This window comes from uncultured Ilumatobacter sp., assembly GCF_963980585.1.
Lineage (GTDB): Bacteria > Actinomycetota > Acidimicrobiia > Acidimicrobiales > Ilumatobacteraceae > Ilumatobacter_A.
The window spans coordinates 16,633-43,034 of sequence record NZ_CAXCAM010000016.1 but is presented as its reverse complement, the minus strand read 5'-3'; the positions used below and the strand labels follow the sequence as shown (position 1 = coordinate 43,034).

At 61.5% G+C, this 26,402-nt stretch carries 28 protein-coding genes; 5 read left to right on the top strand and 23 right to left on the bottom strand.

The genetic code is table 11. The features are described 5' to 3' along the window. Window positions 1-14: 14 nt before the first annotated feature. From pafA to ACH2DW_RS07190, 10 genes are all read right to left on the bottom strand, one after another. Complete coding sequence (gene pafA / locus ACH2DW_RS07235) at window positions 15-1,373, bottom strand: Pup--protein ligase (RefSeq protein ID WP_394929058.1); 1,359 nt, start codon at window positions 1,371-1,373, stop codon at window positions 15-17. Between the two features lie 38 nt (window positions 1,374-1,411). Beyond that, entirely contained in the window at window positions 1,412-2,593 is a 1,182-nt protein-coding gene (locus tag ACH2DW_RS07230; RefSeq protein WP_394929057.1) for an amidohydrolase family protein, read from the bottom strand. A 513-nt stretch (window positions 2,594-3,106) separates the two neighbouring features. Continuing rightward, window positions 3,107-3,901, bottom strand: a complete 795-nt coding sequence (locus ACH2DW_RS07225) for a polyphosphate polymerase domain-containing protein (protein WP_394929056.1) — start codon at window positions 3,899-3,901, stop codon at window positions 3,107-3,109. After that, complete coding sequence (locus tag ACH2DW_RS07220) at window positions 3,898-4,476, bottom strand: DUF4956 domain-containing protein (RefSeq protein WP_394929055.1); 579 nt, start codon at window positions 4,474-4,476, stop codon at window positions 3,898-3,900. The genes ACH2DW_RS07225 and ACH2DW_RS07220 overlap by 4 nt, the downstream gene beginning before the upstream one ends. Then, the gene (locus ACH2DW_RS07215; RefSeq protein WP_394929054.1) at window positions 4,477-6,000 is read right to left on the bottom strand and encodes a CotH kinase family protein; all 1,524 of its coding nucleotides are present in this window, start codon (window positions 5,998-6,000) and stop codon (window positions 4,477-4,479) included. It abuts the gene before it with no gap. A 453-nt stretch (window positions 6,001-6,453) separates the two neighbouring features. Continuing rightward, window positions 6,454-7,131 carry a proteasome subunit alpha gene (prcA, locus tag ACH2DW_RS07210; RefSeq protein ID WP_394929053.1) on the bottom strand — a complete coding sequence of 226 codons (678 nt, stop codon included), beginning with the start codon at window positions 7,129-7,131 and terminating at the stop codon, window positions 6,454-6,456. Continuing rightward, the gene (prcB, locus tag ACH2DW_RS07205) at window positions 7,128-7,919 is read right to left on the bottom strand and encodes a proteasome subunit beta (RefSeq protein ID WP_394929052.1); all 792 of its coding nucleotides are present in this window, start codon (window positions 7,917-7,919) and stop codon (window positions 7,128-7,130) included. The genes prcA and prcB overlap by 4 nt, the downstream gene beginning before the upstream one ends. Before the next feature lie 9 nt (window positions 7,920-7,928). Beyond that, on the bottom strand, window positions 7,929-8,123 hold the full coding sequence (locus ACH2DW_RS07200; protein ID WP_394929051.1) for a ubiquitin-like protein Pup: 195 nt from the start codon (window positions 8,121-8,123) through the stop codon (window positions 7,929-7,931). Window positions 8,124-8,169: 46 nt separating this feature from the next. After that, complete coding sequence (gene dop, locus ACH2DW_RS07195) at window positions 8,170-9,660, bottom strand: depupylase/deamidase Dop (RefSeq protein WP_394929050.1); 1,491 nt, start codon at window positions 9,658-9,660, stop codon at window positions 8,170-8,172. A gap of 61 nt (window positions 9,661-9,721) precedes the next feature. Then, window positions 9,722-10,936, bottom strand: a complete 1,215-nt coding sequence (locus tag ACH2DW_RS07190; protein WP_394929049.1) for a saccharopine dehydrogenase family protein — start codon at window positions 10,934-10,936, stop codon at window positions 9,722-9,724. A gap of 59 nt (window positions 10,937-10,995) precedes the next feature. On the opposite strand from ACH2DW_RS07190, the gene ACH2DW_RS07185 reads away from it, so the two are divergent. After that, window positions 10,996-12,195 carry an MFS transporter gene (locus tag ACH2DW_RS07185; RefSeq protein ID WP_394929048.1) on the top strand — a complete coding sequence of 400 codons (1,200 nt, stop codon included), beginning with the start codon at window positions 10,996-10,998 and terminating at the stop codon, window positions 12,193-12,195. On the opposite strand, the gene arc is transcribed toward ACH2DW_RS07185, so the two are convergent. After that, window positions 12,192-13,901 (bottom strand): proteasome ATPase, encoded by a 1,710-nt coding sequence (gene arc, locus ACH2DW_RS07180; RefSeq protein ID WP_394929047.1) that lies wholly within the window; start codon window positions 13,899-13,901, stop codon window positions 12,192-12,194. The genes ACH2DW_RS07185 and arc overlap by 4 nt on opposite strands. Before the next feature lie 169 nt (window positions 13,902-14,070). Between arc and ACH2DW_RS07175 the strand changes: the two genes are divergently transcribed. Continuing rightward, the gene (locus tag ACH2DW_RS07175; protein ID WP_394929046.1) at window positions 14,071-14,316 is read left to right on the top strand and encodes a ferredoxin; all 246 of its coding nucleotides are present in this window, start codon (window positions 14,071-14,073) and stop codon (window positions 14,314-14,316) included. Window positions 14,317-14,362: 46 nt separating this feature from the next. Here ACH2DW_RS07175 and ACH2DW_RS07170 read toward each other — a convergent pair whose 3' ends face one another. From ACH2DW_RS07170 to sodN, 12 genes are read right to left on the bottom strand one after another with little or no spacing between them, the layout of a single operon-like run. Further along, complete coding sequence (locus tag ACH2DW_RS07170) at window positions 14,363-15,145, bottom strand: tRNA (adenine-N1)-methyltransferase (protein ID WP_394929045.1); 783 nt, start codon at window positions 15,143-15,145, stop codon at window positions 14,363-14,365. Between the two features lie 31 nt (window positions 15,146-15,176). After that, complete coding sequence (locus ACH2DW_RS07165) at window positions 15,177-16,145, bottom strand: ATP-binding protein (RefSeq protein ID WP_394929044.1); 969 nt, start codon at window positions 16,143-16,145, stop codon at window positions 15,177-15,179. Next, on the bottom strand, window positions 16,142-16,336 hold the full coding sequence (locus tag ACH2DW_RS07160; protein WP_394929043.1) for a MoaD/ThiS family protein: 195 nt from the start codon (window positions 16,334-16,336) through the stop codon (window positions 16,142-16,144). The genes ACH2DW_RS07165 and ACH2DW_RS07160 overlap by 4 nt, the downstream gene beginning before the upstream one ends. 24 nt (window positions 16,337-16,360) lie before the next feature. Beyond that, the gene (locus ACH2DW_RS07155; protein ID WP_394929042.1) at window positions 16,361-16,867 is read right to left on the bottom strand and encodes a hypothetical protein; all 507 of its coding nucleotides are present in this window, start codon (window positions 16,865-16,867) and stop codon (window positions 16,361-16,363) included. Beyond that, the gene (locus ACH2DW_RS07150; protein WP_394929041.1) at window positions 16,867-17,091 is read right to left on the bottom strand and encodes a hypothetical protein; all 225 of its coding nucleotides are present in this window, start codon (window positions 17,089-17,091) and stop codon (window positions 16,867-16,869) included. The genes ACH2DW_RS07155 and ACH2DW_RS07150 overlap by 1 nt, the downstream gene beginning before the upstream one ends. Before the next feature lie 17 nt (window positions 17,092-17,108). Beyond that, window positions 17,109-17,471, bottom strand: coding sequence for a hypothetical protein (locus ACH2DW_RS07145; protein ID WP_394929040.1), 363 nt, complete (start codon window positions 17,469-17,471; stop codon window positions 17,109-17,111). Window positions 17,472-17,484: 13 nt separating this feature from the next. Next, complete coding sequence (locus tag ACH2DW_RS07140; RefSeq protein ID WP_394929039.1) at window positions 17,485-18,108, bottom strand: LON peptidase substrate-binding domain-containing protein; 624 nt, start codon at window positions 18,106-18,108, stop codon at window positions 17,485-17,487. Between the two features lie 33 nt (window positions 18,109-18,141). Beyond that, window positions 18,142-19,662, bottom strand: coding sequence for a D-alanyl-D-alanine carboxypeptidase/D-alanyl-D-alanine-endopeptidase (locus ACH2DW_RS07135; RefSeq protein ID WP_394929081.1), 1,521 nt, complete (start codon window positions 19,660-19,662; stop codon window positions 18,142-18,144). A 50-nt stretch (window positions 19,663-19,712) separates the two neighbouring features. After that, window positions 19,713-21,233, bottom strand: coding sequence for a D-alanyl-D-alanine carboxypeptidase/D-alanyl-D-alanine-endopeptidase (dacB, locus tag ACH2DW_RS07130; RefSeq protein ID WP_394929038.1), 1,521 nt, complete (start codon window positions 21,231-21,233; stop codon window positions 19,713-19,715). A gap of 8 nt (window positions 21,234-21,241) precedes the next feature. Beyond that, complete coding sequence (locus ACH2DW_RS07125; RefSeq protein ID WP_394929037.1) at window positions 21,242-23,407, bottom strand: acetate--CoA ligase family protein; 2,166 nt, start codon at window positions 23,405-23,407, stop codon at window positions 21,242-21,244. A 34-nt stretch (window positions 23,408-23,441) separates the two neighbouring features. Then, window positions 23,442-24,086: a TetR/AcrR family transcriptional regulator gene (locus tag ACH2DW_RS07120; RefSeq protein WP_394929036.1), complete on the bottom strand. Its 645-nt coding sequence runs from the start codon at window positions 24,084-24,086 to the stop codon at window positions 23,442-23,444. Between the two features lie 37 nt (window positions 24,087-24,123). Continuing rightward, window positions 24,124-24,546, bottom strand: coding sequence for a superoxide dismutase, Ni (sodN, locus tag ACH2DW_RS07115; RefSeq protein ID WP_394929035.1), 423 nt, complete (start codon window positions 24,544-24,546; stop codon window positions 24,124-24,126). 211 nt (window positions 24,547-24,757) lie between these two features. On the opposite strand from sodN, the gene ACH2DW_RS07110 reads away from it, so the two are divergent. Genes ACH2DW_RS07110 through ACH2DW_RS07100 form a run of 3 tightly spaced genes read left to right on the top strand, consistent with a single transcriptional unit; the run spans window position 24,758 to window position 26,384 of the window. Further along, complete coding sequence (locus tag ACH2DW_RS07110) at window positions 24,758-25,018, top strand: S26 family signal peptidase (RefSeq protein ID WP_394929034.1); 261 nt, start codon at window positions 24,758-24,760, stop codon at window positions 25,016-25,018. Window positions 25,019-25,050: 32 nt separating this feature from the next. Further along, window positions 25,051-25,770 (top strand): alanyl-tRNA editing protein, encoded by a 720-nt coding sequence (locus tag ACH2DW_RS07105; RefSeq protein ID WP_394929033.1) that lies wholly within the window; start codon window positions 25,051-25,053, stop codon window positions 25,768-25,770. Beyond that, window positions 25,767-26,384, top strand: coding sequence for a class I SAM-dependent methyltransferase (locus ACH2DW_RS07100; RefSeq protein WP_394929080.1), 618 nt, complete (start codon window positions 25,767-25,769; stop codon window positions 26,382-26,384). The genes ACH2DW_RS07105 and ACH2DW_RS07100 overlap by 4 nt, the downstream gene beginning before the upstream one ends. Window positions 26,385-26,402: the final 18 nt, after the last annotated feature.

Here is a 26,402-nt window from a genome sequence, read left to right as displayed (position 1 = left end):
CGGAACGATTGACGTCAGAGCGACTCGATGAGCTGCTCGACCCGCTCGTCTCGACTCTTGAACGGGTCCTTGCACAAGACGGTGCGTTGGGCCTGGTCATTGAGCTTCAGGTGGACCCAATCGACGGTGTAGTCGCGCTTGCGTTCCTTGGCGCGCTTCACGAATTCGCCGCGCAATCGCGCTCGGGTTGTCTGCGGTGGAACGTCGATCGCCGTGTTGATGTCCGCATCGGTGCACAGCCGTTCGACCAGACCTCGGTCCTGCATCTTGTAGAACGGGCTGCGGCTCCGGGTCACGTCGTGATACTGGAGATCGAGGAGTTGCACCCGGGCGTGGCCGAGCGGCAGGTCGTGGCGTTCGCGGAACTTCTCGATCAGGTTGTACTTGATGACCCAATCGACTTCACGGTCGAGCTTGAGCGGATCGTCCTCGATCGTGGTGATGCAGTGCTCCCACATCTCGAGTGCCTTCTGTTCAAGCGGCGGGAAGCCCGGGCCGTCGGCGTACCGCAGGGCACGATCGAGGTACTCGCGTTGAATGTCGAGGGCGCTGACCTCGCGACCGTTGGCCAGTCGCACCGTTCGGCGGCAGGTGATGTCGTGGCTGATCTCTCGAATGGCTCGAATCGGATTCTCAAGGGTCATGTCGCGCAGCACGACGTTCGGATCCTCGAGCATGCGGAGCATGCACGCTGCGGCGCCGATCTTGAGAAACGTGGTGTACTCGCTCATATTCGAGTCGCCGACAATGACATGCAGTCGTCGGTACTTCTCGGCATCAGCGTGCGGCTCATCGCGGGTGTTGATGATCGGGCGGCTCCTCGTGGTCGCCGACGACACGCCCTCCCAGATGTGTTCTGCACGCTGTGCGATCGAATAGGTGGCACCCCGCGCCGTCTGGAGCACCTTGCCGGCGCCCGTGTAAATCTGCCGACTGACGAAAAACGGGATCAGCACCTCGGCATATTTGCCGAGGTCGTCGTCGCGGCTGGTGCAGTAGTTCTCGTGACACCCGTACGAGTTGCCCGCTGAGTCAGTGTTGTTCTTGAACAGATAGATCGTGCCGCGGATGGATTCCTCGGCGAGGCGCTGCTCTGCTGATTCGACGAGCTGTTCGAGGATGCGCTCCCCCGCCTTGTCATGGACAACACACTCGTACAGCGAATCGCACTCGGGCGTTGCGTATTCGGGGTGCGAGCCAACATCGAGATAGAGGCGAGCACCATTCTGCAGAAACACATTGGAGCTTCGTCCCCACGACACGACGCGCCGGAACAGATAGCGAGCGACCTCGTCGGGGCTCAGCCGCCGCTGCCCTCGGAGCGTGCAGGTGATCCCGTATTCGTTCTCGAGGCCGTAGATCCTGCGCTCCACTAGTTCCACCTCATTCCGGAAACCTAACCCAGCCGTGTTCAGTGTGTACGAGCGTTCGGAAACAGTCGCAGGAAGTTCTCAGCGTAAAAGTTGTCACGTGTCGCCGGCGGCCGATCGCCAAGCGACTTTTCAAAGCGTCCGATCGGATCCTTCCCACCCTCGACGTGCGGGTAGTCGCTGGAGAACAGATACAGGTCGTCGGCCGACGCATCGATCAGCGCTCCGACGTCTTCGAACACGAACGGCGTGAAGGCCATCTGCTCCCGCAACGTCTCTGACGGCACCCTCTTCAGTTCGGCGAGATACTGATCGACCTTGCTCCATGATCGAACGACCCAATCGAGCCGCTGGATCATCGCTGGCACCCACCCCGCGCCGAGTTCAACGCTGGCACCGCGGAGCTTTGGAAAGCGCTCGAAAATGCCGTCCATCACCAAGACCGACAGGAACGTCTCGGGCCCCTGGTGCATCACGGCCATGTCCTTGCTCCGCACATTCTCTCCACCACCCATCCAGTCACGAACCGGAGGTCGACCGGTGTGAGTCCACTTCGGGTCGAGCTGCAATGGTGCGCCGCCGACGTGCAGGACGAACGGCGTTTCCGAATCGGCCAGACGCTCCCAAAAGGGGTACAGGTCGACGTGACCAGGTGACATGTCGCCGGGCGCGTAGTGCGGCACCCAAATTGCTTCCATCCCCGCCTCAAGCGCGAACTCGAGTTCAGCGACGGCGAGTTCAGGGTTGTTGAGCGGCACGACGCCAACCCCCATCAGCCGAGCATCGTTGGCAACAAAATCGCTCATCGCACGGTTGTGCGCACGCGTCGCGCCATAGCGAAGATCGTCACCGAGCTTGCTGCTCATCGAGAACGGCGTGACCACGCTGTGGGTGGCGAAAACCAACTGTTTCTTGAAGCCGAGCATGTCCATCGCGACCGACCGGTCATCACTGTCGAAGGCCCCGAGCGCTTGGATCTCCTTCGACTCTGCAATCAGCTGATCACCAAGTGCCACCTGTGCTTCGACGTGCGCCGGGCTGTGCTTCGACCCGTTGGCGACAATCGCGTCCACCTCCTCGTCCGTCACCAGCGACGCCTGGTAGCTGACCGGACGGATCTTGTCGCGCAGCGCGGCGTCTGCGTAGTCGATCAAGAAGTTCGGCAGCTCCATGATGTGGCTGTCAGCGTCATAGAACGGCCGGTCCGCCGGTGCGTAGGTCATGCTCCGACCGTAGACGCTGCCCAATCCACCCCTCGGACCGGGATATCCAGGTTTGTGTCGGGGTTTTTGCGGACCGGTCCGCAAAAACCCCGGGCGACTGATCGTTCGCTGCCTCCACATGCTGCGAGAGCTAGCGCCGAGATCGTCGACCCGGTGATCAGTCTTGACGTCATGGCCACATCTTGGCCGCAGGCACGCCCGTTGTGCACCTCAGCCAAGAACGAGCCGGCAAGCGTCGATGGCTTGACGCTTCGTTCGAGGTCCGATTCGGTACTGGACGTCGCTGTAAACGCATGCTCTAGTCTTCCGAGCAAGAACGTCTGCTTTCTGTTCTGGCTGCGACGACACGCCTGCGAACAGTAAAGCCGCTACTCAAAGATCAACTCCATCTCGAGCATCTCGAGGAGGTTGCCGTCGGAGCCCAACCCTGCGGCATCACACGCCTCGTCGGCTTCGCGGCGTGTGGCAGGTGACGCCCGTCCTCTCTACGGTGTCTAAAAGCTGATGGCGGCGTCAACCGGATGTTTCTTCGTGCGACGCCGATTGTTCATGCCTGCCAAAGTATCGATTGAGGGTGCGATGCCAGTGGTTCGCAGGCAGTGACGGTTCCAGAATTGCCATTGCCGTGCAATATTTACTGAAGCTAGCTGGTCGTATATTTTGCGACCACAGAAACCGATCGAGTGGAGTAGGCACTCCGCTGGACTTGGTCTCGACGACTGCTGCCTCTGTCAGCGAGGCGATGTGACCGTCGGGTGTGTCGGCACGGACATCGCGGTCAATGGTGTAGCGAGCTCCGACGACAGTGTCGACGGCCGTCGTGCGATTGAACCGCGTCGTTGCTGCGATGCAAAGTCGGTCGGTCAGCCCGGTGTCGACTTCGGCATTCACGAAAGCTCGCATCGACGGGGTCAGACAAGAAAGTTCTTCACCGGTCGCGACCGGGTGTCGACTTTTCACGGTCTTACTGCGACCATCCTTGCGTTTGACCTCCAGCAGCGTCAGACCCGAATCAACGTACGATCTAATTCGCACTTTGAAGCGAGTCGGGCGGCGGTAGGCGGTGTCGAGATAAAGATCGCGTTCTTTAGTGTCGTAATAGGTCGTTGCGTAGCGGAAATGGCGGCGGGTGTCGATTTCGAGCACCATGACGTGCTCGTCAAAGTCCAATCTGTCAAGCAAATCGAGAGCGACCACGTACTTTCGGTCAATTCTCGTCTGCAATGCTGCTGCCTCGTTGACCTCGCCGAGTTGAACGCAAGGCATCTCTGCGACCATTGCGGCGAAGCCACGGTCGAATTCGCTCATCCGGTGCGCTGCGCTCTGGGGGGCGGGCCGTCACCGACGAGTTCGTAGCGAACGTCCACCACGGTTGTGTCGTTCACGAGATTGATCTGCCGGACCTTGAGTCGCCTGACTCGACAACCCAGCATTTCTTCTAGTCGTTCCGTTAGCTGGACTTCAGATGTGTACGCCGCCCCAAGGGTCACAGTTTGCGTTCGTGTCCTCGAAAAGAGACGGGGGTGATCGCCAACAAACAACGCTGCTAGCAACGCTGCCATCAGCACGGGGGTCACCCATGCCGGTTCGACCTGAATGCCTCCGAGAAGTCCTAGCGCTAGAGCCGAGAAGTAGTAGGCGACCTCCTCTTGATCGAGTTCCTGGGACCGCAGCCGAATAATCGACAAGACCCCGAACAACCCCAATCCGAGGCCGGCTGACACGGTGGATTGAGCCAGTGTTGTCGCCACTGCGAGCACGCCGATGTTGATGCAGAGGATTGCGACGATCATGTCTCGCCGGCGATGTCGCGGGAAGTACAGAGCGAACGCAAGAATCGATACGGCGATCAGATCTGCGGCCACCAGTGCGCCTGTGGACATTTAGGACTCCTGACGGGAGGGTTCGGCGGCAATGTCGGCGAGTAGTTGGTCGAGTGACGCGTTCCAGACATCAACGGTCAGTGCTTGCGGGTCGGCATCGGCGGCTACGGCGACATGCGGTGCAATTTGTGTCCGCCATGATTCCAGCAGTTCGGACACGTTTTCGATGGCAAAAGGTCCTGACCGGAATTCGGCATTAATCCGGTCGAACTCTTCGTCGAGCAGCGACCACGCAGCGGTTAGTGGATCGCACGCGGCAGAACGCTGGGGGGGAGCCAGGCCGCCGAACTGAAACGGCTGGCAGTCATTACTTATCTCTCCGAATTCATCGGCAATCTTCGTGAACTGAGCGATCGGGTTGGCGTCGTCCGGCGTCCAGTTCTGCATTGCATTGTCCAGATCCCAGGGAATGATGTGGAGAACGTCTGCCGCAGGTTCTTCGTACAAGTAGTAGTTGTGGGCCTCGCACGTCGAGCTGCAGTACCAGTGGAACGGCCCATCGTCGTGATTGATCGCTCGATCGACCACTGCGTAGGCAACGAATGAGTCCATTTCGGTGCGCTCGCCGAGCACCCGACGCGCGGCCGCAGCATCTGTTGTCGCGCCGGAGTCGAGTATTTCGCTGGCCAGAGACCGGGTCAAGTCTGTTGACGGATCGTCCTTCTCGTTCGTCTTTAAGCCGTCGATCAGAACCTCTATCGACTGAACTTCGCCGTCTGCGTCGAATGGCCAGACCTCTTTGTACAGGTTCCCATTTCCGTCACTGAAGCGATCGCGTGCGAACTGTCCGTCGATTTGCTCTATGAGCGCAAACAGGCCGACGAACTCATCGTTGATCACCACTCGAGCGTGAGTCGCTCGCGGTGAAGGGACACCAGCCTCAGCGAACATTAGGTAGCCCAATCTTTCGCGCATGAGGGTCGGATCGTTGTTCATCGAATGGAGTTGGACTTTGCGTTGCCCGTAGAACTCAGTGTCGGCGCCATCCCAGTTGATCTTCAGTTTGATCGACAGTTTTGAGCATGTCTTTGCCCCCGATGGCTCGAATGGGTTGGGCCCTTCGGTGCAGCCCAGAAACGCCCCGATCGACCCTTTGTATCGAACGCCGATCCGCTCGATTGTCTCGCCGTCAAAGGTCAGGCTTCCCTCGACGTACTCTTCGGCTGCTGGATCGGCATCGAGTTTGGCGAGGGACTCAGCAGACAGGTTGATCTCGAAGGTTCGCACCACACTTTGGTCAAAGAGCGCTTGTGAGCCCGCGGTCTCGTATTTCGGTTCTGGGCTCTCCGTCTGCGATTTTGATGAGAGCGTTTCTGCTTCTGCAGGTTCTTCGATTTTCGTGACGATTTCGGTATCAACCGCTTGGCTATCGGCTACGTCGGAGACGGAGGTGTTTGCGCCGACTTGGGACGCGTCGCTCCCCGAGCACGCTGCGACAACTACTAGGCAGGCGCCTGCGACGGCGGCACGCGCCTGTCCCTGATCTATTTTTATTTTGTGCCTCATACCGGTCTTGTCTTTCATATCAATTGTAGCCGGGAGCTATCTCGCCGCAGACGTGTAACAGGCTGGGCTGCAGCTTTGAGGTCGCCGACGGCTGCGCGCGTTGGCAGGTCGAAAGGGGTCTGATTTCTGCGTTGGGGCTCTTCAATTGACAAGTTGGTCCAGCGCTGAAAGCGACCTCTGCGAGAGCGGCATACTTCTCTTTGTTTGACTCGCTGTGCGGCGAGTTGAGCTCGGCGTGAGTTCCTTAAGTGGAAGATGGCTTCGGTGCAGATTGATTCGATACGGCGTCCGGAAAAGCTGGGGTTTGAGGTGGCCCTTGCGGCGCCGAGCAGCTTCTGGCGTTTTGTTTCTGACATGCGGGCATGAAAGCAGGCGCAAGTTGACATCGCCGACGTTGTGGCATCTTGATACTGCCATGCCGTTTTTGCGGACCGGTCCGCAAAATCCCGACACAGACGGCGGTAGCAGGTGTCAGGCGAGGATGTCGGCGAGCGTCGTTGCGTCGATTCGACTGAAGCATCGACGACCATTGCCACGAGACAACTCAGCGACTTCAAGTTCTGCCGCTGCGATGTCACGGTCGGGTCCACTCAGGGCGTTGAGGCCGACACGGACCGCAGCGGAGCGGTCGAGCCCCGCTGTCCACGTCTCCGCGAGTCGTTCGCGCACCGCCTCAGCATCACCTCCGATTGCCGCGTAGTCGCGGGCATCGACGACGGTTCCGTCGTAGAGCAGGTGGAACATCTGGTCGCCGGCTTCAACCAAGCCGACTTCGGCGACAAGTATCTCGACTTCCATCGGCTTCATCTCGTGGGTGAAAATATTGCCGAGCATCTGTGCATAGCTGTTGGCCAAGCTTCGCGCGTCGACATCATCGCGCGAGTACTGAAACCCCTTGAGATCTGCTGCGCGGACACCGGCAACGCGCAGTTGGTCGAACTCGTTGTATTTGCCGACACCAGCGAAGGCGATGCGGTCGTAGATCTCACTGACTTTGCGCAGAGTGTCTGACCCGTTCTCGGCAACAATGACCAATCCTTCGGTGTACCGCAATGCAACGAGTGCCCGCCCGCGGGCGATGCCCTTGCGCGCATAATCAGCGCGGTCCTTCATCATCTGTTCTGGTGCGACGTAGAACGGCTGGCTCATCGGTGACTCGCCTCCTCGCGAATGCTGTCGAAACGTGTGACCAATTCGTCGTCGTCGATGCGTTCCCACCCGTCGACATCAATGGCAGCAACGACCGGATAGATCCCGCGAACCACGTCAGGGCCTCCCGTGGCGCTATCGGCATCAGCTGCTTCCCAGAGCGAACGACAGGCAAGTTGGAGCGCGTCATCACGACTGAGTTCGGGTTGATACCCGACCTTCATCACCGTGCTGGCGTGCAGGCTGCCGGAGCCCGTCGACACGAAATCGCGCTCTTCGTAGCGTCCGCCGGTGGCATCGAAGTCCCACAACCGACCAGCACCGCGACGAAGGTCGAAGCCGGCGAAGATCGGGACGACGACCATCCCCTGCATCGCCGCAGGCAAGTTGCTCCGGACCATGGACGAGAGCTGATTCGCCTTGCCCTCGAGGCTGAGCGCATTGCCCTCGACCTTCTCGTAATGCTCGAGTTGGAGCTGAAACATCTTGACCATCTCCATCGCCGGCCCAGCGGCGCCCGCGATGGCCACAGCGCTGTGACGATCGGCCTGAACGACCTTCTCCATCGCCCGATGCGAGATCAGATTGCCAGACGTCGCTCGGCGATCCCCGGCCATCACGACACCGTCGGCAAACTTGAGTGCGACGCACGTCGTGGCATGCGGCACCGACAGTTCGTGGCCTGGCACCGACGAGGCGGTCATCGTCGAATGCGAGGTCAGCCCGATGCGGCGGAGCAGTTCAGGGAAACTGGACCCCGGGTCGTCACCGGGAGTGAAGAACGGCATTGCCACGAGTTACTGACCGCCCTTCTGCACGTAGGACTTCACAAAGTCCTCGGCGTTCGTTTCGAGCACGTCATCGATCTCGTCGAGAAGATCGTCGATGTCAGCTTTGATCTTCTCGCCGGTCTCGGTGACTGCATCGGCAGCCGTGTCGGGGGTTTCAGACTTCTCGTGAGTCGTCTTGGACTTCTGGATGCGTTCAGCCATCGATCTCTCCTGTGTCTGCCTCGAGCGAACTCTCGGCCCGGTTGCGTTACTGGCCCAGTCGGTCGAGCAGTTCGCGCGCAGTGGCGCTCGTGTCGATCAACGTACCAACGTGATCTGCCGTACCGCGCAACGGTTCCATCATCGGCACGCGACGCAGTGGATCACGTCCAATGTCGAAGACCAGGGAGTCCCAATTGGCGGCAACAATGTCATCTGGAAACTTCTCAAGACAGCGACCGCGAAAGTACGCGCGGGTCGATTCCGGAGGCTCGGTCATGGCGGCGCGGGCTTCGGCGTCCGTGACGATCGTGTCGAGGCCAGCGCGCAGCGCCAGGCACTTGTCCGCCCGCATGTCGTGATACTGCAAATCGATCGCCTTGAGCCGTTGAGCGCCAGGTTTCAGGTCGTAACGATCGGAGTAGCCGTCGACGATGCGACGCTTGGCAACCCAGTCGACCCAGTGCGCCACCGAATCAGGGTCATGCTCAAGGCCGGTGAGCACGTGCTCCCACTTCTCCATGACATCAGCACCGACGTCAGCGCCAACAGCCGCGAGGCCGCGCGCCTGCACATATTTCTGCGCCCGCTCGAACAATCCCCATTGGACCTCGAGGGCCGTTGCGCGGTTGCCGTTCCGCAACATGATCGTCTGGCGGAGCGATGGATCATGGCTGACCTGGCGGATCGCTGGCACGGGATTGCCGAGAGTCCAATCGTCGCCGAGCTCGTCGTCCTCGATCATGGACAGGATGATTGCCGTGGTCCCCACCTTGAGGTAGGTCGCCACTTCGCTCATGTTGGCGTCACCGACGATGACATGCAGTCGTCGATACTTCAACGGATCAGCGTGCGGTTCGTCGCGGGTGTTCACGATGGGGCGTTTGAGCGTGGTCTCGAGACCGACCTCCTCTTCGAAGAAATCGGCTCGCTGGCTGATCTGGTAGCCGATGTCGTCATTGGGTCGACCCGGCAGCTCGCAGCCGACCTTGCCAGCCCCGGTGAAGATCTGGCGGGTGACAAAGTGCGGCGTGATTTGGCTGGTGAGTCGTCCGAACGGGAGCTCGCGTGCCACCAGATAGTTCTCGTGACAGCCGTAACTGTTGCCCTTCCCGTCGGAATTGTTCTTGTGAATGATGATCTCGGCGCTGTCGTCAAGCAGATCGCGGGCGTAGGCCATCGAGTCACGAACAATCTCGTCGGCCGCCCGATCCCAAACGACAGCCTCGCGGGCGTCGGTGACCTCCGGTGTGGAGATCTCCGGATGGGCATGGTCAACGTAGTACCGGGCGCCGTTGGTCAGTACCGCGTTGACCAGAGTGGTTTCGACCTCCGGCGCAATGGACTCGTCCATGGTGAATCCACGCGCGTCGGTCGTCGGTTGCTCGTCTTCGAAGTCCCATCCGATTCGGCTTGCTTGGCGCTGCGCTGCGACGTACGCGTTGATCAACAACGACGACGCCGAGACAGGGTTGTTGTCCCCGCCACGTACGAAAATTCCGTACTCGGTCTCAATCCCGAGCACCTTGGGCAAAGCCATCCCTTGAACCTATCCCGACCCCGCCGAGCAGGCGAGTCAGAATGGGCGGTACGACCGGTGCTCAGAGCACCTCGAAGGTCAACCCAGCATGCTCGACGAGCCGGCTGATGAGGTCGTCTCCGAGTGCGGTGGCCGGTGTCCAGAAGCCGCCAGGGGCATCCGAGTCGAGCAACGCCAGAGCCGACTCGCCCAGCATCTTTGACGTCGAGCCATATCCAGGGTCGCGGTCGCCCGTCACCTTCGTCATGATCTCAGCGCCCGATGCCGTGGTGCCATGAAAGCGGATGTCGAAGAACCCCTGCTCTTGTGCGTCAGGTGACGGGCCTTCGCCAGGCTCTGGAAGGAAACGGCCCATCATCTTGCGCATCGGGCCAACCGCGGCGGCACCCATCAATCCACCCATGGCGCCGCTCAGTGACATCGCCTTGGCCCGACCGCCCAGGCCTTCGCCCATCATCATTGCCTCGCCGTACGTGAAGTCATCGCCCCATTGATGATCGAGGAGCGCGTGGGTTCGGAACACCACGCGTGTATTGGTTGCCGCCATGACGAATGGGGCCAACCAGGAGTCAAGACCATCGTCGTACTGGGGAAGAGTCACGTTCGGTTGGTCGGGCCCTGTCCGGTCGCCTTTCGGAGCGATGGCGTAGGGGTTGCCGAGGACGTGGCGCAGGCTCGGATCGGCCGAAACCTCTTCCATCATGTTCATCATCGAGGCCACCGTGCCACCGCTCGCTCCCCCCTTCATTGCCTTGACCCCCATCGAGATCGACACGCAGGGCTCACCGAGCTGATCGATCGCTTCCTGCTGCGTGTACCAGACACCGAGGTCGGAGGGGATCGAGTCAAAACCGCACGCGTGCACGATTCTGGCTCCGGTCTCAGTCGCACGGTCCTGGTATCGGTCGATCATGCGCTGCATCCACTGTGGCTCGCCAGTGAGGTCGCAGTAGTCGATCCCTGCTTCGGCCACTGCTGCAACGAGCTTCGATCCATACAGCGCGTAGGGCCCCACGGTGGACACCACCAGCTTCGTCGAAGCGCAGAGGGCGGCGATTGCATCAGCATCGCCAGCGTCGGCCACGATGCGCGGCACATCTGCGCCCGTCGACTCGACGACGGCCTCGAGTTTTTGCGCATTCCGGCCGGCGATGGCCCAGTTGATGCTCTCGCCATCAACACCATGCCGGTCGACCATGTACTTGCAGAGGATCTGCCCGACGAAGCTTGTTGCTCCAAAGATCACAATGTCGTGCTTGATTCGCTTCGCTGCCATGCCCAGACGGTACCCATGACGATCCCGCGAACATCTGGGTGAGTCGGAATGGGCGTGCCGTGGAAATTGTTCGAATTGTTGTGGGCCTCACTTCGCGCGCCTTGGCGCCACGACATCGCGAGCTCGTCGTGCTCGCCGTTGCCTTGGTGCTCGCGATGTCCACATGGTTCTCGACCGCAGCGGTACTGAGTCAGCTGCGCGTTGAATGGTCACTGTCAGATGGACAGGCGAGTTGGCTGACGATCGTGGTCCAGCTGGGCTTCGTGGCAGGCGCATTGGTGACGGCCCTCACCAACTTGGCCGACCGCATCGCTCCCCTTCGCCTGTTCGCAATCGGCGCGGTCGGCGCAGCGTTCGCAAACCTGCTGGTGGTAGCGGCCGATGGGTTCTCCCTGGCTGTCGCTGCACGGTTCATCACTGGGGCTTTTCTTGCGGCCGTCTACCCGCCGGCGATCAAAGCAATGGCCGCATGGTTCCGAACAGGACGCGGCCTGGCGCTCGGGGTGATGATCGGGGCGCTCACCGTCGGTTCAGCGCTCCCCCACTTGATCAATGCGCTCGGCGGGCTCGATTGGCAAGCAACACTCATCATGGCATCGGGTCTCACGTTGCTCGGGGGGTTGATCGCCGAACGAGTCTGCGTCGCTGGTCCGGATTCCATGGCAGCGGCACCCTTTGATCCGTCCCAGTTCGGGGTGATCCTTCGGAATCGATCGTTTCGCTTGGCGAGTGCCGGCTACTTCGGACACATGTGGGAGTTGTACGCGATGTGGGCGTGGATCGCCGCGTTCTACGGGGACGTGTTCAGCACAAGTCGCAGCGCCAGCCTCGCGGCGTTCGGCGTCATCGCCATCGGTGCGGCTGGATCGGTGGTTGCAGGCGTGCTCAGCGACCGTCGCAGCCGAGCGTCCGCGGCCGGCCAGGCACTGCGGTGGTCCGCAGGCGCCGCAGTCTTCACGGGGTTTCTGGTCGACGCTCCGGCACCCATTGTTGTGGTCGCCGGCCTGATATGGGGCTTCTGGGTCGTGGCGGACAGCGCTCAATTCAGCGCCATCGTCACCGAGTCGGTTGACCCTCGCTACGTCGGAACTGCTCTGACGGTGCAGCTCGCAGCTGGCTTCACGCTGACCGTCTTCACGATCTTCCTCGTCCCTCTCATCCGTGACGCTGCTGGCTGGGGCTGGGCGTTCGCCCTCCTCGCTCCCGGCCCGATCCTCGGAGCGTGGGCGATGCGCTCGCTCGAGCGCGACGCCGCTTAGAGATACTGGCCGGTCGCCACTCGTTCGATGGCACGACCGCCGGCAAGGTCATCCTCAGCATCTTCGGTAACGAGCGTGCGGATGAACACGATGCGTTCGCCTTTCTTGCCCGAGATCTTGGCCCAGTCGTCAGGATTGGTTGTGTTCGGCAAGTCCTGATGTTCCTTGTACTCCTGCTTGATTGAGTCGAGCAGGTCTTGAGTGCACACACCTTTGGCGCCGCCATCGATGACTCGCTTGATGGCGAGCTTCTTCGCGCGGCGCACGATGTTCTCGATCATGGCCCCGGACGCGAAGTCCTTGTAAAACATGATCTCTTTGTCACCGTTTTGGTAGGTGACCTCAAGAAACTGGTTGGCCTCGTCATCCTGGTACATCTCGGCGACCGTCGCGTCGAGCATCGTGTCGATCGACTCGGACTGATCGAGCGGAATCTCGTTGGTGAGATACTGGGCGAAGATTGATCGGGCCCCGACCTCGTTCGGTCGCTCGATCTTGATCTTCACGTCGAGACGACCCGGGCGGAGAATGGCCGGGTCGATCAGGTCCTCACGGTTCGTCGCGCCGATCACGATGACGTTCTTCAGGCCTTCAACGCCGTCGATCTCAGCCAGTAGCTGGGGGACGATCGTCGACTCCATGTCGGAGCTGATTCCTGTGCCACGTGTGCGGAACATCGAATCCATCTCATCGAAAAACACGATGACGGGCCAGCCCTCGTCGCTTTTCTCACGTGCTCTCTGGAAGACGAGGCGAATCTGTCGCTCGGTTTCGCCCACATACTTGTTGAGCAATTCGGGGCCCTTGATATTGATGAAGTACGACCGGCCCTTGCCCTCGCCAACCTTGTCAGCGACCTTCTTGGCGAGGCTGTTGGCCACCGCTTTGGCAATCAGTGTCTTGCCGCAACCAGGTGGGCCGTACAGCAGGATCCCCTTCGGAGCCGGTAACTGGTGTTCAGCAAACAGGTCGTGATGGAGGAAGGGCAGCTCGACCGCATCCGCGATCTGCTCAATCTGATCGTCGAGACCACCAATGTCGGTGTAGGAGATGTCTGGAACCTCCTCGAGCAGAAGGTCCTCGACTTCTGGCCGCGGCAACTTCTCCAACAGCAGATTTGAACGCGGGTCGAGGCGCAGGTGGTCACCGCTGCGGATCAGCGTGCCGCGCAAGACGTCAGAGAGTTCACAGACCCGCTCTTCGTCGGCGCGCCCGACCACCAGCACACGAATGCCATCGTCCATCACGTCCTTGGCGGTGACCACCTCGCCACTGATCTCAGACTGCCGGGCCATCACCACGTTGAAGCTCTCGTTGAGCACGACTTCGGCGCCGCGGTTGAGCAGTTCGTGGTCGATATCGGGATGTAACGCCACGCGCATCTTGCGGCCGCTGGTGAGCACATCGACCGTTTCGTCGTCGTTCTTGCCGACGACGACGCCGTACGCTGACGGAGGTTGCGACAACTTGTCGACTTCCTCGCGCAGTGTCGAGATGTGCTCGCGCGCTTCCCGCAGCGTGTACGACAGCTTCTCGTTCTGGCTTACTGCCTGGGCCAACTGTCCCTTTGTCTCAAGCAAGCGTTCTTCGAGCGAGCGAACACGCCGTGGCGCATCTGCAAGACGCCCTCGAAGATGCGCGATTTCATCGTTCAGCGTCGCCACTTGCGCAGCGAGGTCTGCGTCGAGACCGTCGGTGTCTGCCATGGACCGAATGTACACCGCGTGACCTCGCCAGCATTGGCGCAGGCAACACGTTGACACGATGTTCACCGTGTAAACTTCGTGGCATCAACCGGGGCGCACATCAGCGTGCACCTCAACCTCCGAGCGCCAGCTCAGAACCAATCTCCGACGAAGAGGGAGCCACACTGACATGAAGGTCTGGATCGATCAGGATCTCTGTACCGGCGACGGACTCTGCGAAGAAATCGCACCCGACGTCTTCACGCTGCTCGACGATGGTCTTGCTTACGTCGTCGAAGGCGACAAGATCTTCGCCAAGGCGAAAGGCAACCCGGAAGGCGCCGAAGGCCTCGCCGAGTTCCCGGACAGCCAACTTGATGCTGTGGTCGAGAGCGCCGAAGAGTGCCCCGGCGAGTGCATTTACATCGAACCCTGATCTGACTTCCCCACCGTTGCTCGACACGTCGGGCGGCGGGCCGGGTCTACTTTTTCAGACCGAGAAACCGACCGACGGTGAGGAAGCCAGTGTGGGCGACCATGCGGTGATCAGGTCTGACTGCTTGGCCCTCGATATGCCAGCCACGATGCAAGACTTCGATCGTGCGGGTGTCGATCCACTTGCCGCGCAGGGCTTCACGAACCTGTGACGCCTGCGTGATCGAGGGCGTGTAGGCAAGGAAGATTCCGCCGGCCTGGAGCACCTTTTCCGCATGAGGGATGACTTGCCACGGCTCGGGGATATCCAGGATGACACGATCGAACGGCCCGTGTTCGGCGTCGATGCCTTCGTACCCATCACGGATGTGCACGTCGTAACGTTCGAGCGCCTCCTCGCCGAGGAAGCTGGCCACGTTCTTCTTTGCCCGATTCGCAAAATCTTCGCGCAGCTCGTAGCCCGTGATGTGTGCGCCATACCGCAGCATGGTCATCGACAACGCGCCTGATCCAACGCCACTTTCGAACACCCTGACTCCGGGTCCGATATCAGCGAGCATGCAGATTGGGCCGAGATCCTTCGGATAAATCACTTGAGCACCACGAGGCATTTCGACGACGAAGTCCTCGAGGGTCGGCCGGATGACGATGTATTCCGCGCCTTTCGTCGAATTGACGAACAGACCTTCGGGTTCCCCGATGATCTGGCTGTGCGCGACGAAGCCGTTGTGACTGTGAAACTCACCGTCGTCGGCGAGGTCGATTAAGTAGCGGCGCTTCTTGCTGTCGAGCAGCAGCGCCTTTTCGCCAGCGGCGAAGATTCCAGTCATCGGTCAGTTCCGTGTTCCATCTCGTGAGTCGTCAATGTCGTCGGCGGCGCGTTTTCAGCACCATCTCGACGGGCACCGCCACATGTGTACCCGACTTCTCGACCAAACGGCAGAACGCGCAGACATCTCCGGTGGTCGGTGCGCCGCAGCGTTTGCATTCGTCAACCTCACCCTGGGCCGCTGCCGACTGCCCTTCCAGCAGTGGCGACATCTGTGACAAGAAGTTGAGGTAAAAGGCTGACTTCGATCCTGGCGACTGTTTCTCGATGGCGTTGAGCGCCTCTTTATACCCCAGGTGCCGATTACCCGCTGCGATGGGGCATTCTTCGACGACGTAGTCGATACCACGAACGAGGCAATACGCCGCCATCTCCCGTTCGGTGAGTCGAACGAGGGGCTTGCACTTCTTCGGAAAGCCATCGCGCGCTTCAAGGACAGGGAACTGGCGTGCGAGGTAGTCGACTTCCCAACGCAGGGTGTTGCCGAACAACACCGCCGCTTCGTCATCGAGATTGTGTCCCGTGACAACAGCGTCGTAGCCGCCATCCATGGCAGCTTTGTCAAACAGTCTCCGCTTCGACAGTCCGCACGCGGAGCAGGGCACCCGTTTGGTGGCGATGGCTGCCGTCGGCACGTCGTATCCGTAGTCTTCCCGAAGGTCGATCGTGACCAGGTGCAGATCCCGCTCGTCGGCGAACCGCCGGACGTAGCCGCCGCTGTCTTCGGAGTACTCGCCGATACCCAAGCCGATGTACAGACCGTCAGCCTGATAGCCAGCCTCGATCAACATCTCCCACACCGCGAGGGAGTCCTTGCCTCCGCTGACAGCGACGAGCAAGCGGTCAGTTGGACGAAACATGTCGTAGTCATCGATGGCCTTGGCCATTTGACGATGACACAACTGAATGAGGTGCTCAGCGCAGAAGTTTGCGTTGTGACGGGGCAGATCGATGACCGCTGGCGCCTTGCACGACCGGCAGCGGCTGGGTTGCGCGGTCATCCTCCAGAAATCACCGGACGAACCTCGATCACATCGGTCTCGTCGAGCCGAGCGTCGCCCGGTACAAGTGTCCCGTTGCGAATGATCAAGTGTGCTTCCCTGCTCAGTTCGAGATCATCGAGCAGTCGGTTGACCGACCGGCCACCGGCGACCTCGACTTCTCGCTTCGGATTGCGGAGCAGCACCTTCACAAGGCGCCCTTCACCGTGCCACCGTCATGAGGCTCGCCTGCCAGCTCTCTTGTCGGCGGCTCGACGATCGGCCGCTGCCATCGTCGCAGTCTTTTCGGCGCGGCGTACGACCTTGCGCTTGGGGTTTGTCGCAGCCTTTTTTGCCCACGCAGCAGCAACGTCGGCACTCGCCTGCGCCTTGATGCTGGCCTTGGTGACACCTGCGGCCTTTTGCTGCTTCTTGGTCATCGGCTTCTCGGTCGTCAGCCGCAAGAACGAACCCATGCCCACCTTTTGCTTACCGAGATACTCGGGTTGCTTGCCCGCCGAACTTGCTGCTTCCTTGAGGATCATGAGACCGGCGAGCACCTGCCACGAGCGGCTCCCTCCGATCAGGCCGCGCCGGATCGCCTGGGATCGAACGTAACTCCCCTGGCCGAGAAGTATCCCCGCAATGGAGCTCCAGAAAATGGACGTGCCACTCGACCCTCGGCGGAGCGCGGTACGTCGAATCAACCGACTTGGCTGGAGGGCGTACGGAAGCAGCGCCATCAGACGCGGCGGATCTCGACGATTGCGCTCTTCTTCTTTCCTGAACGCTTGCCGAGCAGGAAGAAGAGAATCATCAGGACCATTGCGCCGCCGCCGGCGACGCTGGCGATGGTGGTCTTTTTGTCGTCGACCTTGCCCTGTACCTCGCCCTGGAGGCCCTGCAGTTTGTCGCGCAGGTCGTCAGCGGTGATCGACTCAGGAGTGTCGGGTGTCTTCTTGGCCATCGTGACGGCTCCTTCTCTCAGGACTTCTTCTTCGGGAGGGGTTCTTTGTTCAGGTACGCCTTTTTGATGCGGAGCACCGTGAGGGTCAACAAGATCATCGTGACGACCAAGGTGATGCCGTAGGCGACCCACGACCACGCTCCGCCGTTGGCCCAGCTGATCTCAGCTTGCACCAAGCGCAACACGCCGAGCAGGATCATCAAGAGACCAACCCCCAGCGCAAACGCCCCGGCAGCACCATAGGCCAGCCATGAACCGGCGCCCTTCAGCGGGCCGAGTGTCTCTTGCTTGGCGTAGGTCTTGACGAATTCGACCACCTCGCCGAGCGACGCACCGTCGCTCTTCGGAGGTGGCTTCGTCACATCGATGCTGTCTGGCACGGATCAGTTTCTATCAGATCAGACGGAACTTCAGCATGGCCTCGACATCATCGAGGACATCTTCGAGGACATCGAGGCGCTCCGCCGGGCCCGCCGCGGCCAGTAGGCGGTAGCGATCTGCGGGTCCGATGGGAGCCAAGGAGGCGAGGTGGTAGGTCGCGAACAATGGGTCATCAGAGATTTCGGACTCAATGGTTTCAGCGCTGACATCGCCAAGTTCGACTGCCATCTTGAGCGTTGCCTGCACCCGCGCATGCGTGGCTGCAACAGCGATCGCGAGACCTTCGGGGTCTGGTTCGTCATCGGGCCAGTCGTCGACATCTGCGATCGGATACGGCGCATCTGGCAACCAGGCATGAATGCGGATGCGGCGCGTGCCAACGGCGACAAGGGCATACCGCTCCTCATCGAGTGCCTCGACTTGAATCATTTGGGCAACAGTTCCCACCATCGCCCGCTCGTCGCCTCCGCCCGCGTCGGCGCCGTGAGTGATCAGGGCCTGTCCGAATTCCGGATGACCGTCTTCCTGCAAGCAATCGATGATCATCTGCCGATACCGAGGTTCGAACACGTGCAACGGCAGAACGCCTCCGGGCAGGAGCACCATTCCGAGCGGGAACATCGGCATCACGGCCATCGCGGCACTGTAGGCCGACGCCGAGGAACGTGCTCAGCGGGGCTGGAGATCCTTGGTCGGCGGCGCGTCAGGGAAGGTCGCAAAACGTTGTCCGAACGTCGCCCAGATCGAGCGATAGTCCTCTTCGGTGATCTCGTCTGCATTGAGGATCACCACGAACTCGATGGCGGCGCCATTTCCGCCGGACACGTAGCCAGCGAGTGCTTTCGACGCGAGCGGCGGCTCATCGCTGGGCGGGTTGCCAAGTGTTCCGGTCTTCGCGAACAGCCGGCCTTCAACACCGCTGTCGATGAACTCGTCGCGAAGCGTCCCCGTTTGTCCGGCGATCGGCAGACTGGTCTGCAGCACCGTGCCACGTGATCGTTGCAGAACGTCGAGGAGCGCTTGGCAGGTCATCTGCGTCGTCGGCGTGAGACCCGAACCATCGAGCAAGCGAACACCATTGAGGGGCACACCCCATTGGCGGAGCACCCGGTCGATCACGACAAGTCCTGCGAATCGTGTGCCCTCTCCAGTCTCGGCGAAGCCCAGTTCCTTCACCAATAACTCTGCAGTGTTGTTGTCGCTGTTCGTCAGCATCTCGCGAACAATCTCTCCCAGTGGTTGCGACTCAACGGTGCCAACCACGGTGGTCTGCGTTGAGGCTGGGCCGCTTCCCCACCCGTCGGCCACCCTGATCCCGCGATCACCCAGCAATCGGGCAAACTCGCGCGCTGCACCGACGTTGGGGTCGTCTTGCACTCCGCTGCGGCCTCTGACTCGAGCGTCATTCACGAGTAGTGCGTCATACGGGCCGGCATCGTTGAACGCGACCCCGTCGCCCCAACTATCGATCACGAACTCGTCGTCGTAGCGCGTCCCATCGCCGATGACGGAGCCATTGATGCGCTCGACGCCTGCTGCGACGAGAGCGTCGGCGAGGACGTCGAGTGACGTCGTCGCGAAGGCCGGCAGCGTGTCGTCATCAATCGGGTAGTCATCAGACGTCAACAGCGGGTCACCGCCGCCAACGAGGTAGACGTCGCCGTCGACAACGCCCTCGACGACAGCAGGGATGCGTACGGATGTCGCGTAGGTGAAGTCGGGTCCGAGCACCTCGAGCGCCACCGCTGCAACGATCAACTTGACGGTACTCGCAGGGATGACGGAGGCCGTCTCGTTCACCGCACCGACTGCAATACCGTCGACCGAAACTGCAGCACACGACCGGCCGTCGATCACGGGCAACGCCCTCGCGACTTGAACCTCAAGGCGATTGATGCTCGCCGATCCGGCAACCGCGTCCGGCAAACGGCGGTAGTCGAAGAGTGACGTCGACAAGATCGCAGCTCGCTTGGCTCGCTCGGTGTCGCGGCGAGAAGCTGCGGGTCGATCGTCATCATCTGCGGATAGCGACTCGACTGCAGAGCGAGTGTCGTCGTATCTGTCCGCCTCGTCGCGGAGCCACCAGTGGACGCTGAGCAAACCAATCGCCGGCAGCAACGCAAGAGCGCACAGCAGGAAGAGCGGCATCTTCCGGTACCTGACCGGCGATGCGACCACGTCGACCCGCATGTTCACAGTGGTTGTCTACCCGGCTGAGGCGGTGAAGTCATGACACCCCATCAACGCGGTCCGAGTTCGGCAGGGGTCGCTCCGGCCGGATACGTGTTCAGTACATCGGCGAGCGCAGTCCACACCGGCCGGTACTCGCTCTGGTCCGAGATCGTCGGCCCGTTGAGCACCAAGACATATTCGACAGCAGTCCCGCCGTCGACGGCGACGTATCCCGACAGCGCCTTCACCGCCGGCGGGTCGGCATTGAAGGGCGGATTGTTGAGCGTGCCTGTCTTCCCCGTGAGGCGACCGGCCAGCGGATGATCGGTGAAGATGCCGGTCAGAGTTCCGGTCTGGCCGGCAATCGGCAAACCAGATCCGAAGGCACTGTCGGGAGTGAACCGTTGCATGACGGACAGCAAGGCGGAGCAGGTGATTCGGTTGTCGAGGCTGAGACCGGACCCATCGGACAGCACGACCGAGGTGGTGTCGATCCCCCACTCCACCAGCTTGGCGGTCATGACGCGAGCGCCGGCTTCGCGCGAGCCGATTCCTTCACCGACAAGTCCGATCTCCTTCATCAGGAGTTCGGCGGTGTTGTTGTCACTGTTGGCCAGCATTTCTCCGACGACATCTGAAACGGGCGCGGAGTCGATTGTGGCGATGACGTTCCCCCCGGTCGGAGCGATACCACTTGCAGCCGAACCTGCAACGGTGATGCCGCGTTCGTTCAGCAGCCGGATGAATTCTCGGGCCGCGCCGGTGTTTGGGTCGTTCGCACGTTGCTGTTCGCCGAGCACTCGGCTGTCGTTTGCCATCAAAGCGTCATAGGGGCCCGCCTCAAGCCCGGCCACACCGTCGCCCCATCCCGGCGCAAAGAATTCGTCGTCGTACCGGGAGCCATCGCCAACGACGTTGCCGGTGATCGCCGTGATGCCGGCATCACGTACTCGGTCTGCCAGCGTGTCGAGCGACGTCGGCGAAAGCACTGCATACCGCTCGAGGTTCGACGTCGGATACCAATCCGACGACAGCAGTGGATCGCCGCCGCCAACCAGCGTCAGGTCGCCGCCGATCACGCCGTCGACCGGCGCCGTGGCGCTGACGACCGAGGTCGTCAACACGGTTTCGGGACCGACGACATCGAGTGCGACTGCTGCGACCACGAGCTTCTCATTACTGGCCGGAATGACGGGCAGGTCGAGGTTTTTGGCACCGACCAGGATGCCATCGACCGAGGCCGCTGCGCATGACCGGTCATTGAGCGTGCCGAGAAATGGTGTCAGCTCCTGCTGGAAGTCAGACACGTTGAGCTGCCGCGAGAGCACTGCTGGTACACGCCGCATCGACAGCATCGACGTACTCAACGGGTCAGCGAACGCGGGTGGGGCCACGACGGTGCTCGGCGGCGGCGGCGCTGGCTCGTTCTCCTCGATCGATCCGTCAGCCCAGCTGAACAACGCAAAGAGCGCGATTGCCGGGATGACTGCGAACGCGCCAAGGACGAGGAGCGGCCCAGCGCTGCGCCGCGGGCGACCCCGGCGCTGTTGGCGGTCCCCTCGCTGCACTCGATCTTCAGGTCGACTCACCGGCTGATTCACAGACCTCGCGCAGACCGATACATCTGTCGTCGTACGAGATGGCTCAGTGCGGCAACCGCTTGCCCGCCGCTCGAGTAGCAGAGTCGGCCAGTCGCCCGCACCGCCGCCGGCCCAGCATTGTCGGGGTCGGCGACGGCAAGTTCGGTGCACGTCAGGATCGGCTTGCCCGTCGACACGCTGAGCTCATGGGCCGCTTCGGCAAATCGAGCGTCCTGTCGTTCGTGGTAGCCCACAATTCGTTCCAACCCGTGATCGGGAAAGAAACGTCCTTCACGCATCATTCGCGCCTGGTTCGACTGGATACCAAGGCCGAGATAGATGATCGAGTGCACCTCGGGGTGCGCGGCACACAGCGCCATGACGTCAGGCACGGTGTCGCGCGTTTCCCCGCCGGCACAGTCGATTGGGTTGTTCTTACTCCACCGCGGCGGCAGGAGTTCGTCGATCGATGCTTCCAGATCCGACGGGATGTCCATCAGCACCAAGTCGTCGGCGCTCGTGATGGCATCAGCGGTGACCACGCCCCACCCACCGACCGTGGTGAGCACCATGACATTGGGCCCAGCGGGAAGCGGCTGGGTCGCAAATGTGGCAGCAGCGTCGAACGCCGCCGAGACACTCGGTGCCCGCGAAATACCGACCGAGCGGCAGGCGCCATCGAAAATCTTGTCGTTGGCTGCCAACGCTCCGGTATGACTCGCTGCCGCCTGCGCACCGCCTTCGGTCGCTCCACCCTTGACCAAGACGAGCGGTTTACGATCGGCCGCTCCAGCCAGGCGGTTGATCAGACCCTGTCCATCGGTGATCCCTTCGATGTACGCAAGCCCCACGTTGGTGGCATCGTCGTCGGCATACCAGTCGAGATAGTCGGCAACGCTGACCGCTGCGGCATTGCCGGCTGAGATCGCACGGCTGATTCCAACCCCCGACGCACGCGACATGTTCAAGAACGTCGAGACGAAGTTGCCGCTCTGACTCGCAACGCCAATGCCCCCGGCCGGCGGATTAGGCGCAACGATCTGGGCGCAGAGATCGACGGGCGTGCTGACCACGCCCTGTCCGTTCGGGCCTGCCAGCAAGATGCCCAGTTCGTCGGCGAGGGCCACCAACTCGTCCTCGGCCCGCTGACCGGCCTCGTCGGCCTCGCCGTAGCCGGCGGATGTGAGAAATGCGGCTCGGATGCCTTTCGCTGCGCAGGCTCGCAACAGATCGGGATTGCCGGCCGCCGGAGTGCACACGAAAACGAGGTCGGCAGCGCCATCGGGAATTTCGGCGATGTCGGCAACGGTCTGAATGCCGAGCACCTCCTCGCCCTTGAGGTTCGTTCCGAACACCGCACCAGCGAACCCGCTCGCCAAGATGTTGTGAAGCGAAACGAATCCGAACTTGCCGGGGTGTGTGGACGCTCCGGACACCACAACGCCTCGAGGTTCGAACAATGCCTGAAATTGCTCGTCGCTGGGCCGGGCACGCAGCACAGCGCGATCCGTGGCCACCGCCGCGAGCTCGACCAGGCCGTCAACGGCCACCACGCGCCCGCTGGCCTCGACGATGAGTGGGTTGATGTCGACGCTCGCGACGTCGCTGCGTTCTGCAGCCAGGCGACCGAGGCCGGTCAGGACCTCGACCAGTTGGGAGCGATCGACCGCCGCCTCGCCACGGAATTCGCCGAGCAGCTTCTGTGTTGCCAAGTCGTCGATCATCTCGAGGGCCGTGATCGCGTCAACCGGTGCCGGACGGAACACCACATCAGCGACCGCCTCGGCAAGAATGCCGCCGACGCCGAGCATCACGGTGGGTCCGAATTGCGGATCCCGAACAATGCCGGCGATCAACTCACGATTGCCGCTGATCATTGGCGCAATGAGGACGTCGACCTCACCGTCGTCCGGATGGGCAGCCGCCAGCAGGTCGGTCGCCGCTTGCTCGACGGCTGCAGCATCGCCGAGCCGGAGCTTGACCAGGCCGCGTTCCGTCTTATGCGCAATGGCATCGCCGTTCAGCTTTGCCACCACCGGGTAGCCAAGCTCATTCGCCGCCTCGACCGCTGCAGCTGGTGTGCCGGCGAAACGTTCACCGGCAATGGGCACGCTGTAGTCGGCGAGCAGCGCCTTGCTGTCTCGTTCGGAGAGCGTCGTGGAATTGGTCGTGTCATGGCCCATCAGCCCGCCAATCTACTTTCCAGGCCTCCGGAGTTCAGGACGGCACGAGTGCAGCGCGAAAGAATTCGATGATGTGTGCGCTCCGGCGTTCGAGCGCCGCTGCTGACAGCGGATTCTCGTCGAGCAGCCCCTCGAGGAACGGAGCATCGGAAAAGTAACTGAGGAGTGCGCCGTAGCCGGTGAGCAGCAACTGCTCGGCGTTCTGTTCGCGAAACGTGCCAGCGTCCATCTCGCGTCGAAAATAGTCAGCGGCCTGGTCGAACATCGGCCTCAACACGGCAGCGAGGTCAATACCCAGGTGTGCCCCACCATCGATGGCCTCACGGCGCATCAGGATCACATAGTTCGGATTGTCGGCGAAGAAGCCGAATCCGGCCCGCAACACACCCTCGACCTTCAGCCACCCGGAGGCCGGGGCGTCAATCGCCCCGACCAGCCGAGCAAACCAGTCGCTGAGCAGCCGCTCGAACACCTCGCCGTACAGCGCTTCCTTCGACAGGAAGTGGTGCAACAGGCTGGGTCGCCGGATGCCGACTTCGGCGGCAATGTCGTTCAATGACGTGCCGCTGTAGCCCGCGTGGGCAAAGCAGATCAGCGACGCATCAAGAATTTGGTCGCGCGTCGATCGATCACCACTGCTTGCGTCGGTGACGCGCTCGTTGATGATCTGGCTCGACATGCGTTGCGAACGCTATCTCGCCGCTTTCGGCATGGGATCAGGCCGGCGGGTAGACACCCATTGCCTTGGACTTCTCGGTGCTCCAGAAGATGACCGCGATTTCGTCGATCAGCGACACGAGCTTCTCGCCAGCCGCGGGATCCATGGTCTTCTTTGCCTCGCCGGCCTGATGGATGGCATCCCAGAAGAGCTGGTGCAAGTTGGGGTGCGCTGCGAAATGGTCAGGAGCGAAGAAGTCTGCCCAGAGCACCATCAGGTGATGCTTGGTCTCCTCGGCGCGAGCTTCCTTGATCGAGATACAGCGGGCGCGGAAGACCTCGTCGTCAGACTCTGCGTACTTCTTGGCGGTCTTGAGGACCGAGAGCGCCTCGATCTTGGCCTGTGCGGGGTCATAGACGCCGCAGTAGAGGTCGCAGTGTGCGTGGGCAACAGTGGCGTTGGCGAAAAGCTTGGCGAACATAGATATCTCCTTGAGATTCGGATGGGGCGCACGTCTGGTGGGCCCCCGGACAATCCCTCGAAACATACACTCATCGAACGCGATCGGGCACCGATCAGCACCACAATTCAGCACCACAATTCTCATGTCCTTCGAACCCCAACAGCTGGATCCCCTTCGACGTGCCCCGCGCCGACTCCTGCCTCGCCGATTTCTGAGCCGTGATCGATCGATGGAACCAACAATCGTCGATGGCCAGGGTCTGATCGGCGTCACCTTTGGTCGAGTGCGCGTCGGTCAGATCCGGACCTTCGAACATCCGGATCGACCGGGGTTCTGGATGGTGAAGCGGGTCAGTGCCACCGATGGCGGGTCGATGATCGTCGAATCGGACAATCGAGACATTCGTACGGAGGACTCACATTCGTTCGGACCCGTCGACACGACCGGCTCGTATCGCATCGTGCTCAGAATCCCTCGGCGCTGGATGTAGCGCGTCGGACGTGCGGACCTACGCTCGTTCTCATGGCGATCTACCTGTGTCACGAGCACCCGGACCTCACTGCGCACGACGCGTCAGTCGTCGATGCGCGACCTGGCGCCGTTGCTCTTTCGCGCTCCGCGTTTCATCCGGGTGGCGGTGGTCAGGTCAGCGACATCGGGACATTGGTGACGTCAGATGGGCCGGTCACCGTGGCCCGCATCGAGGTGGACGGCGACACGTGGTGGCACATGCTGGACGATGAGTCAGCGCTCATCGACGGTGACGTCGAGGTGCGGATCGATACCGATCACCGCCATCGTGTTGCCTCGCTTCATACGATGAGCCACGTCCTGAATGCCTTCGTGTACCAAGAGTTCGAAGGCTCCCTCGTCACCGGGGCCCAGATCAACGGCGATGGCACTGGGCGCATGGATTTCGATCTGAGCCAGATCGACAACGATCGCCTTCGGGCGCTCGAGGCCCCTGTCAACGACGTGATCGAACGCAGTCACGCAGTTGACGCGGTCTACGTCGACGCCGCCGAGGCAGCGGCAACCAACGGGTTGGTGCGCTCGCTGTCCGTTGCTCCCCCGCCCACCGACGACGGCCGCCTCCGACTCATCGATGTCGCCGGTCTTGACCGCCAAGCCTGCGGCGGCACGCATCTCTCGAATACCGCCGAGAGTCCTCCGTTCAAGATCGGGAAAATCGAAAATAAGGGCAAACGCAATCGCCGCGTCCGTTTCACGTTGGGAGCCTGACCGTGACTGAGCCGCAGGTTGAGCCAAGCAAGTGGACCGAGATCGTGCGGGAAGACCCCACTCACTCGCACCGATACGTCGAACGATTTCGCACGATGGAAGCCGAAGGCCGCGACCTCGCCGGCGAGGCACGGTTGATCGATGCACTGGCGCCCCGCGCCGCTCGAGTCCTCGACGCTGGATGCGGCCCAGGTCGCGTCGGAGCATTTCTCCACTCGCTCGGTCACACCGTGGTCGGCGTCGATGTCGATCCGGTGTTGATCGTTGCCGCGAATGCTGATCACCCGGGCCCAACCTGGATCGTCGCGGATCTCGCTGAACTGAGCCTGGCACCGGACGTCGCCGGGGATGGCTTCGATGTCATCGTCTCGGCAGGCAACGTCGTGACATTCCTTGCCCCGAGCACTCGCCGGGCGGTGCTGACGAACCTGCGCCACAGCCTGCGGCCAGAGGGTCGCCTGGTCATCGGATTCGGAGCCGGGCGCGACTATCCCTTCGACGAGTTCTTTGAGGATGTCAACGCAGTCGGATTGACCGTTGACGTCCGCCTCAGCTCTTGGGATGGCCGCCCCTATGACGCGACGTCTGAGTTCCTGGTCGCAATCCTCAGCTGAGATTCTTGCTCGGTACGA

What these genes read in the sequence shown, in the direction of transcription:
- ACH2DW_RS07170 (WP_394929045.1), bottom strand. Translation starts at nt 15,145, where the DNA reads ATGACTGGAATCTTCGCCGCTGGCGAAAAGGCGCTGCTGCTCGACAGC.
- ACH2DW_RS07150 (WP_394929041.1), bottom strand. Translation starts at nt 17,091, where the DNA reads ATGGCCAAGAAGACACCCGACACTCCTGAGTCGATCACCGCTGACGAC.
- ACH2DW_RS07110 (WP_394929034.1), top strand. Translation starts at nt 24,758, where the DNA reads ATGGAACCAACAATCGTCGATGGCCAGGGTCTGATCGGCGTCACCTTT.
- ACH2DW_RS07105 (WP_394929033.1), top strand. Translation starts at nt 25,051, where the DNA reads ATGGCGATCTACCTGTGTCACGAGCACCCGGACCTCACTGCGCACGAC.
- ACH2DW_RS07215 (WP_394929054.1), bottom strand. Translation starts at nt 6,000, where the DNA reads ATGAAAGACAAGACCGGTATGAGGCACAAAATAAAAATAGATCAGGGA.
- dop (WP_394929050.1), bottom strand. Translation starts at nt 9,660, where the DNA reads ATGGCTTTGCCCAAGGTGCTCGGGATTGAGACCGAGTACGGAATTTTC.
- ACH2DW_RS07230 (WP_394929057.1), bottom strand. Translation starts at nt 2,593, where the DNA reads ATGACCTACGCACCGGCGGACCGGCCGTTCTATGACGCTGACAGCCAC.
- ACH2DW_RS07165 (WP_394929044.1), bottom strand. Translation starts at nt 16,145, where the DNA reads ATGACCGCGCAACCCAGCCGCTGCCGGTCGTGCAAGGCGCCAGCGGTC.
- sodN (WP_394929035.1), bottom strand. Translation starts at nt 24,546, where the DNA reads ATGTTCGCCAAGCTTTTCGCCAACGCCACTGTTGCCCACGCACACTGC.
- ACH2DW_RS07120 (WP_394929036.1), bottom strand. Translation starts at nt 24,086, where the DNA reads ATGTCGAGCCAGATCATCAACGAGCGCGTCACCGACGCAAGCAGTGGT.
- ACH2DW_RS07155 (WP_394929042.1), bottom strand. Translation starts at nt 16,867, where the DNA reads ATGGCGCTGCTTCCGTACGCCCTCCAGCCAAGTCGGTTGATTCGACGT.
- ACH2DW_RS07140 (WP_394929039.1), bottom strand. Translation starts at nt 18,108, where the DNA reads ATGGCCGTGATGCCGATGTTCCCGCTCGGAATGGTGCTCCTGCCCGGA.
- prcA (WP_394929053.1), bottom strand. Translation starts at nt 7,131, where the DNA reads ATGAGCCAGCCGTTCTACGTCGCACCAGAACAGATGATGAAGGACCGC.
- prcB (WP_394929052.1), bottom strand. Translation starts at nt 7,919, where the DNA reads ATGCCGTTCTTCACTCCCGGTGACGACCCGGGGTCCAGTTTCCCTGAA.
- ACH2DW_RS07175 (WP_394929046.1), top strand. Translation starts at nt 14,071, where the DNA reads ATGAAGGTCTGGATCGATCAGGATCTCTGTACCGGCGACGGACTCTGC.
- ACH2DW_RS07190 (WP_394929049.1), bottom strand. Translation starts at nt 10,936, where the DNA reads ATGGCAGCGAAGCGAATCAAGCACGACATTGTGATCTTTGGAGCAACA.
- ACH2DW_RS07200 (WP_394929051.1), bottom strand. Translation starts at nt 8,123, where the DNA reads ATGGCTGAACGCATCCAGAAGTCCAAGACGACTCACGAGAAGTCTGAA.
- ACH2DW_RS07225 (WP_394929056.1), bottom strand. Translation starts at nt 3,901, where the DNA reads ATGAGCGAATTCGACCGTGGCTTCGCCGCAATGGTCGCAGAGATGCCT.
- ACH2DW_RS07220 (WP_394929055.1), bottom strand. Translation starts at nt 4,476, where the DNA reads ATGTCCACAGGCGCACTGGTGGCCGCAGATCTGATCGCCGTATCGATT.
- arc (WP_394929047.1), bottom strand. Translation starts at nt 13,901, where the DNA reads ATGGCAGACACCGACGGTCTCGACGCAGACCTCGCTGCGCAAGTGGCG.
- ACH2DW_RS07125 (WP_394929037.1), bottom strand. Translation starts at nt 23,407, where the DNA reads ATGGGCCATGACACGACCAATTCCACGACGCTCTCCGAACGAGACAGC.
- ACH2DW_RS07135 (WP_394929081.1), bottom strand. Translation starts at nt 19,662, where the DNA reads ATGCGGGTCGACGTGGTCGCATCGCCGGTCAGGTACCGGAAGATGCCG.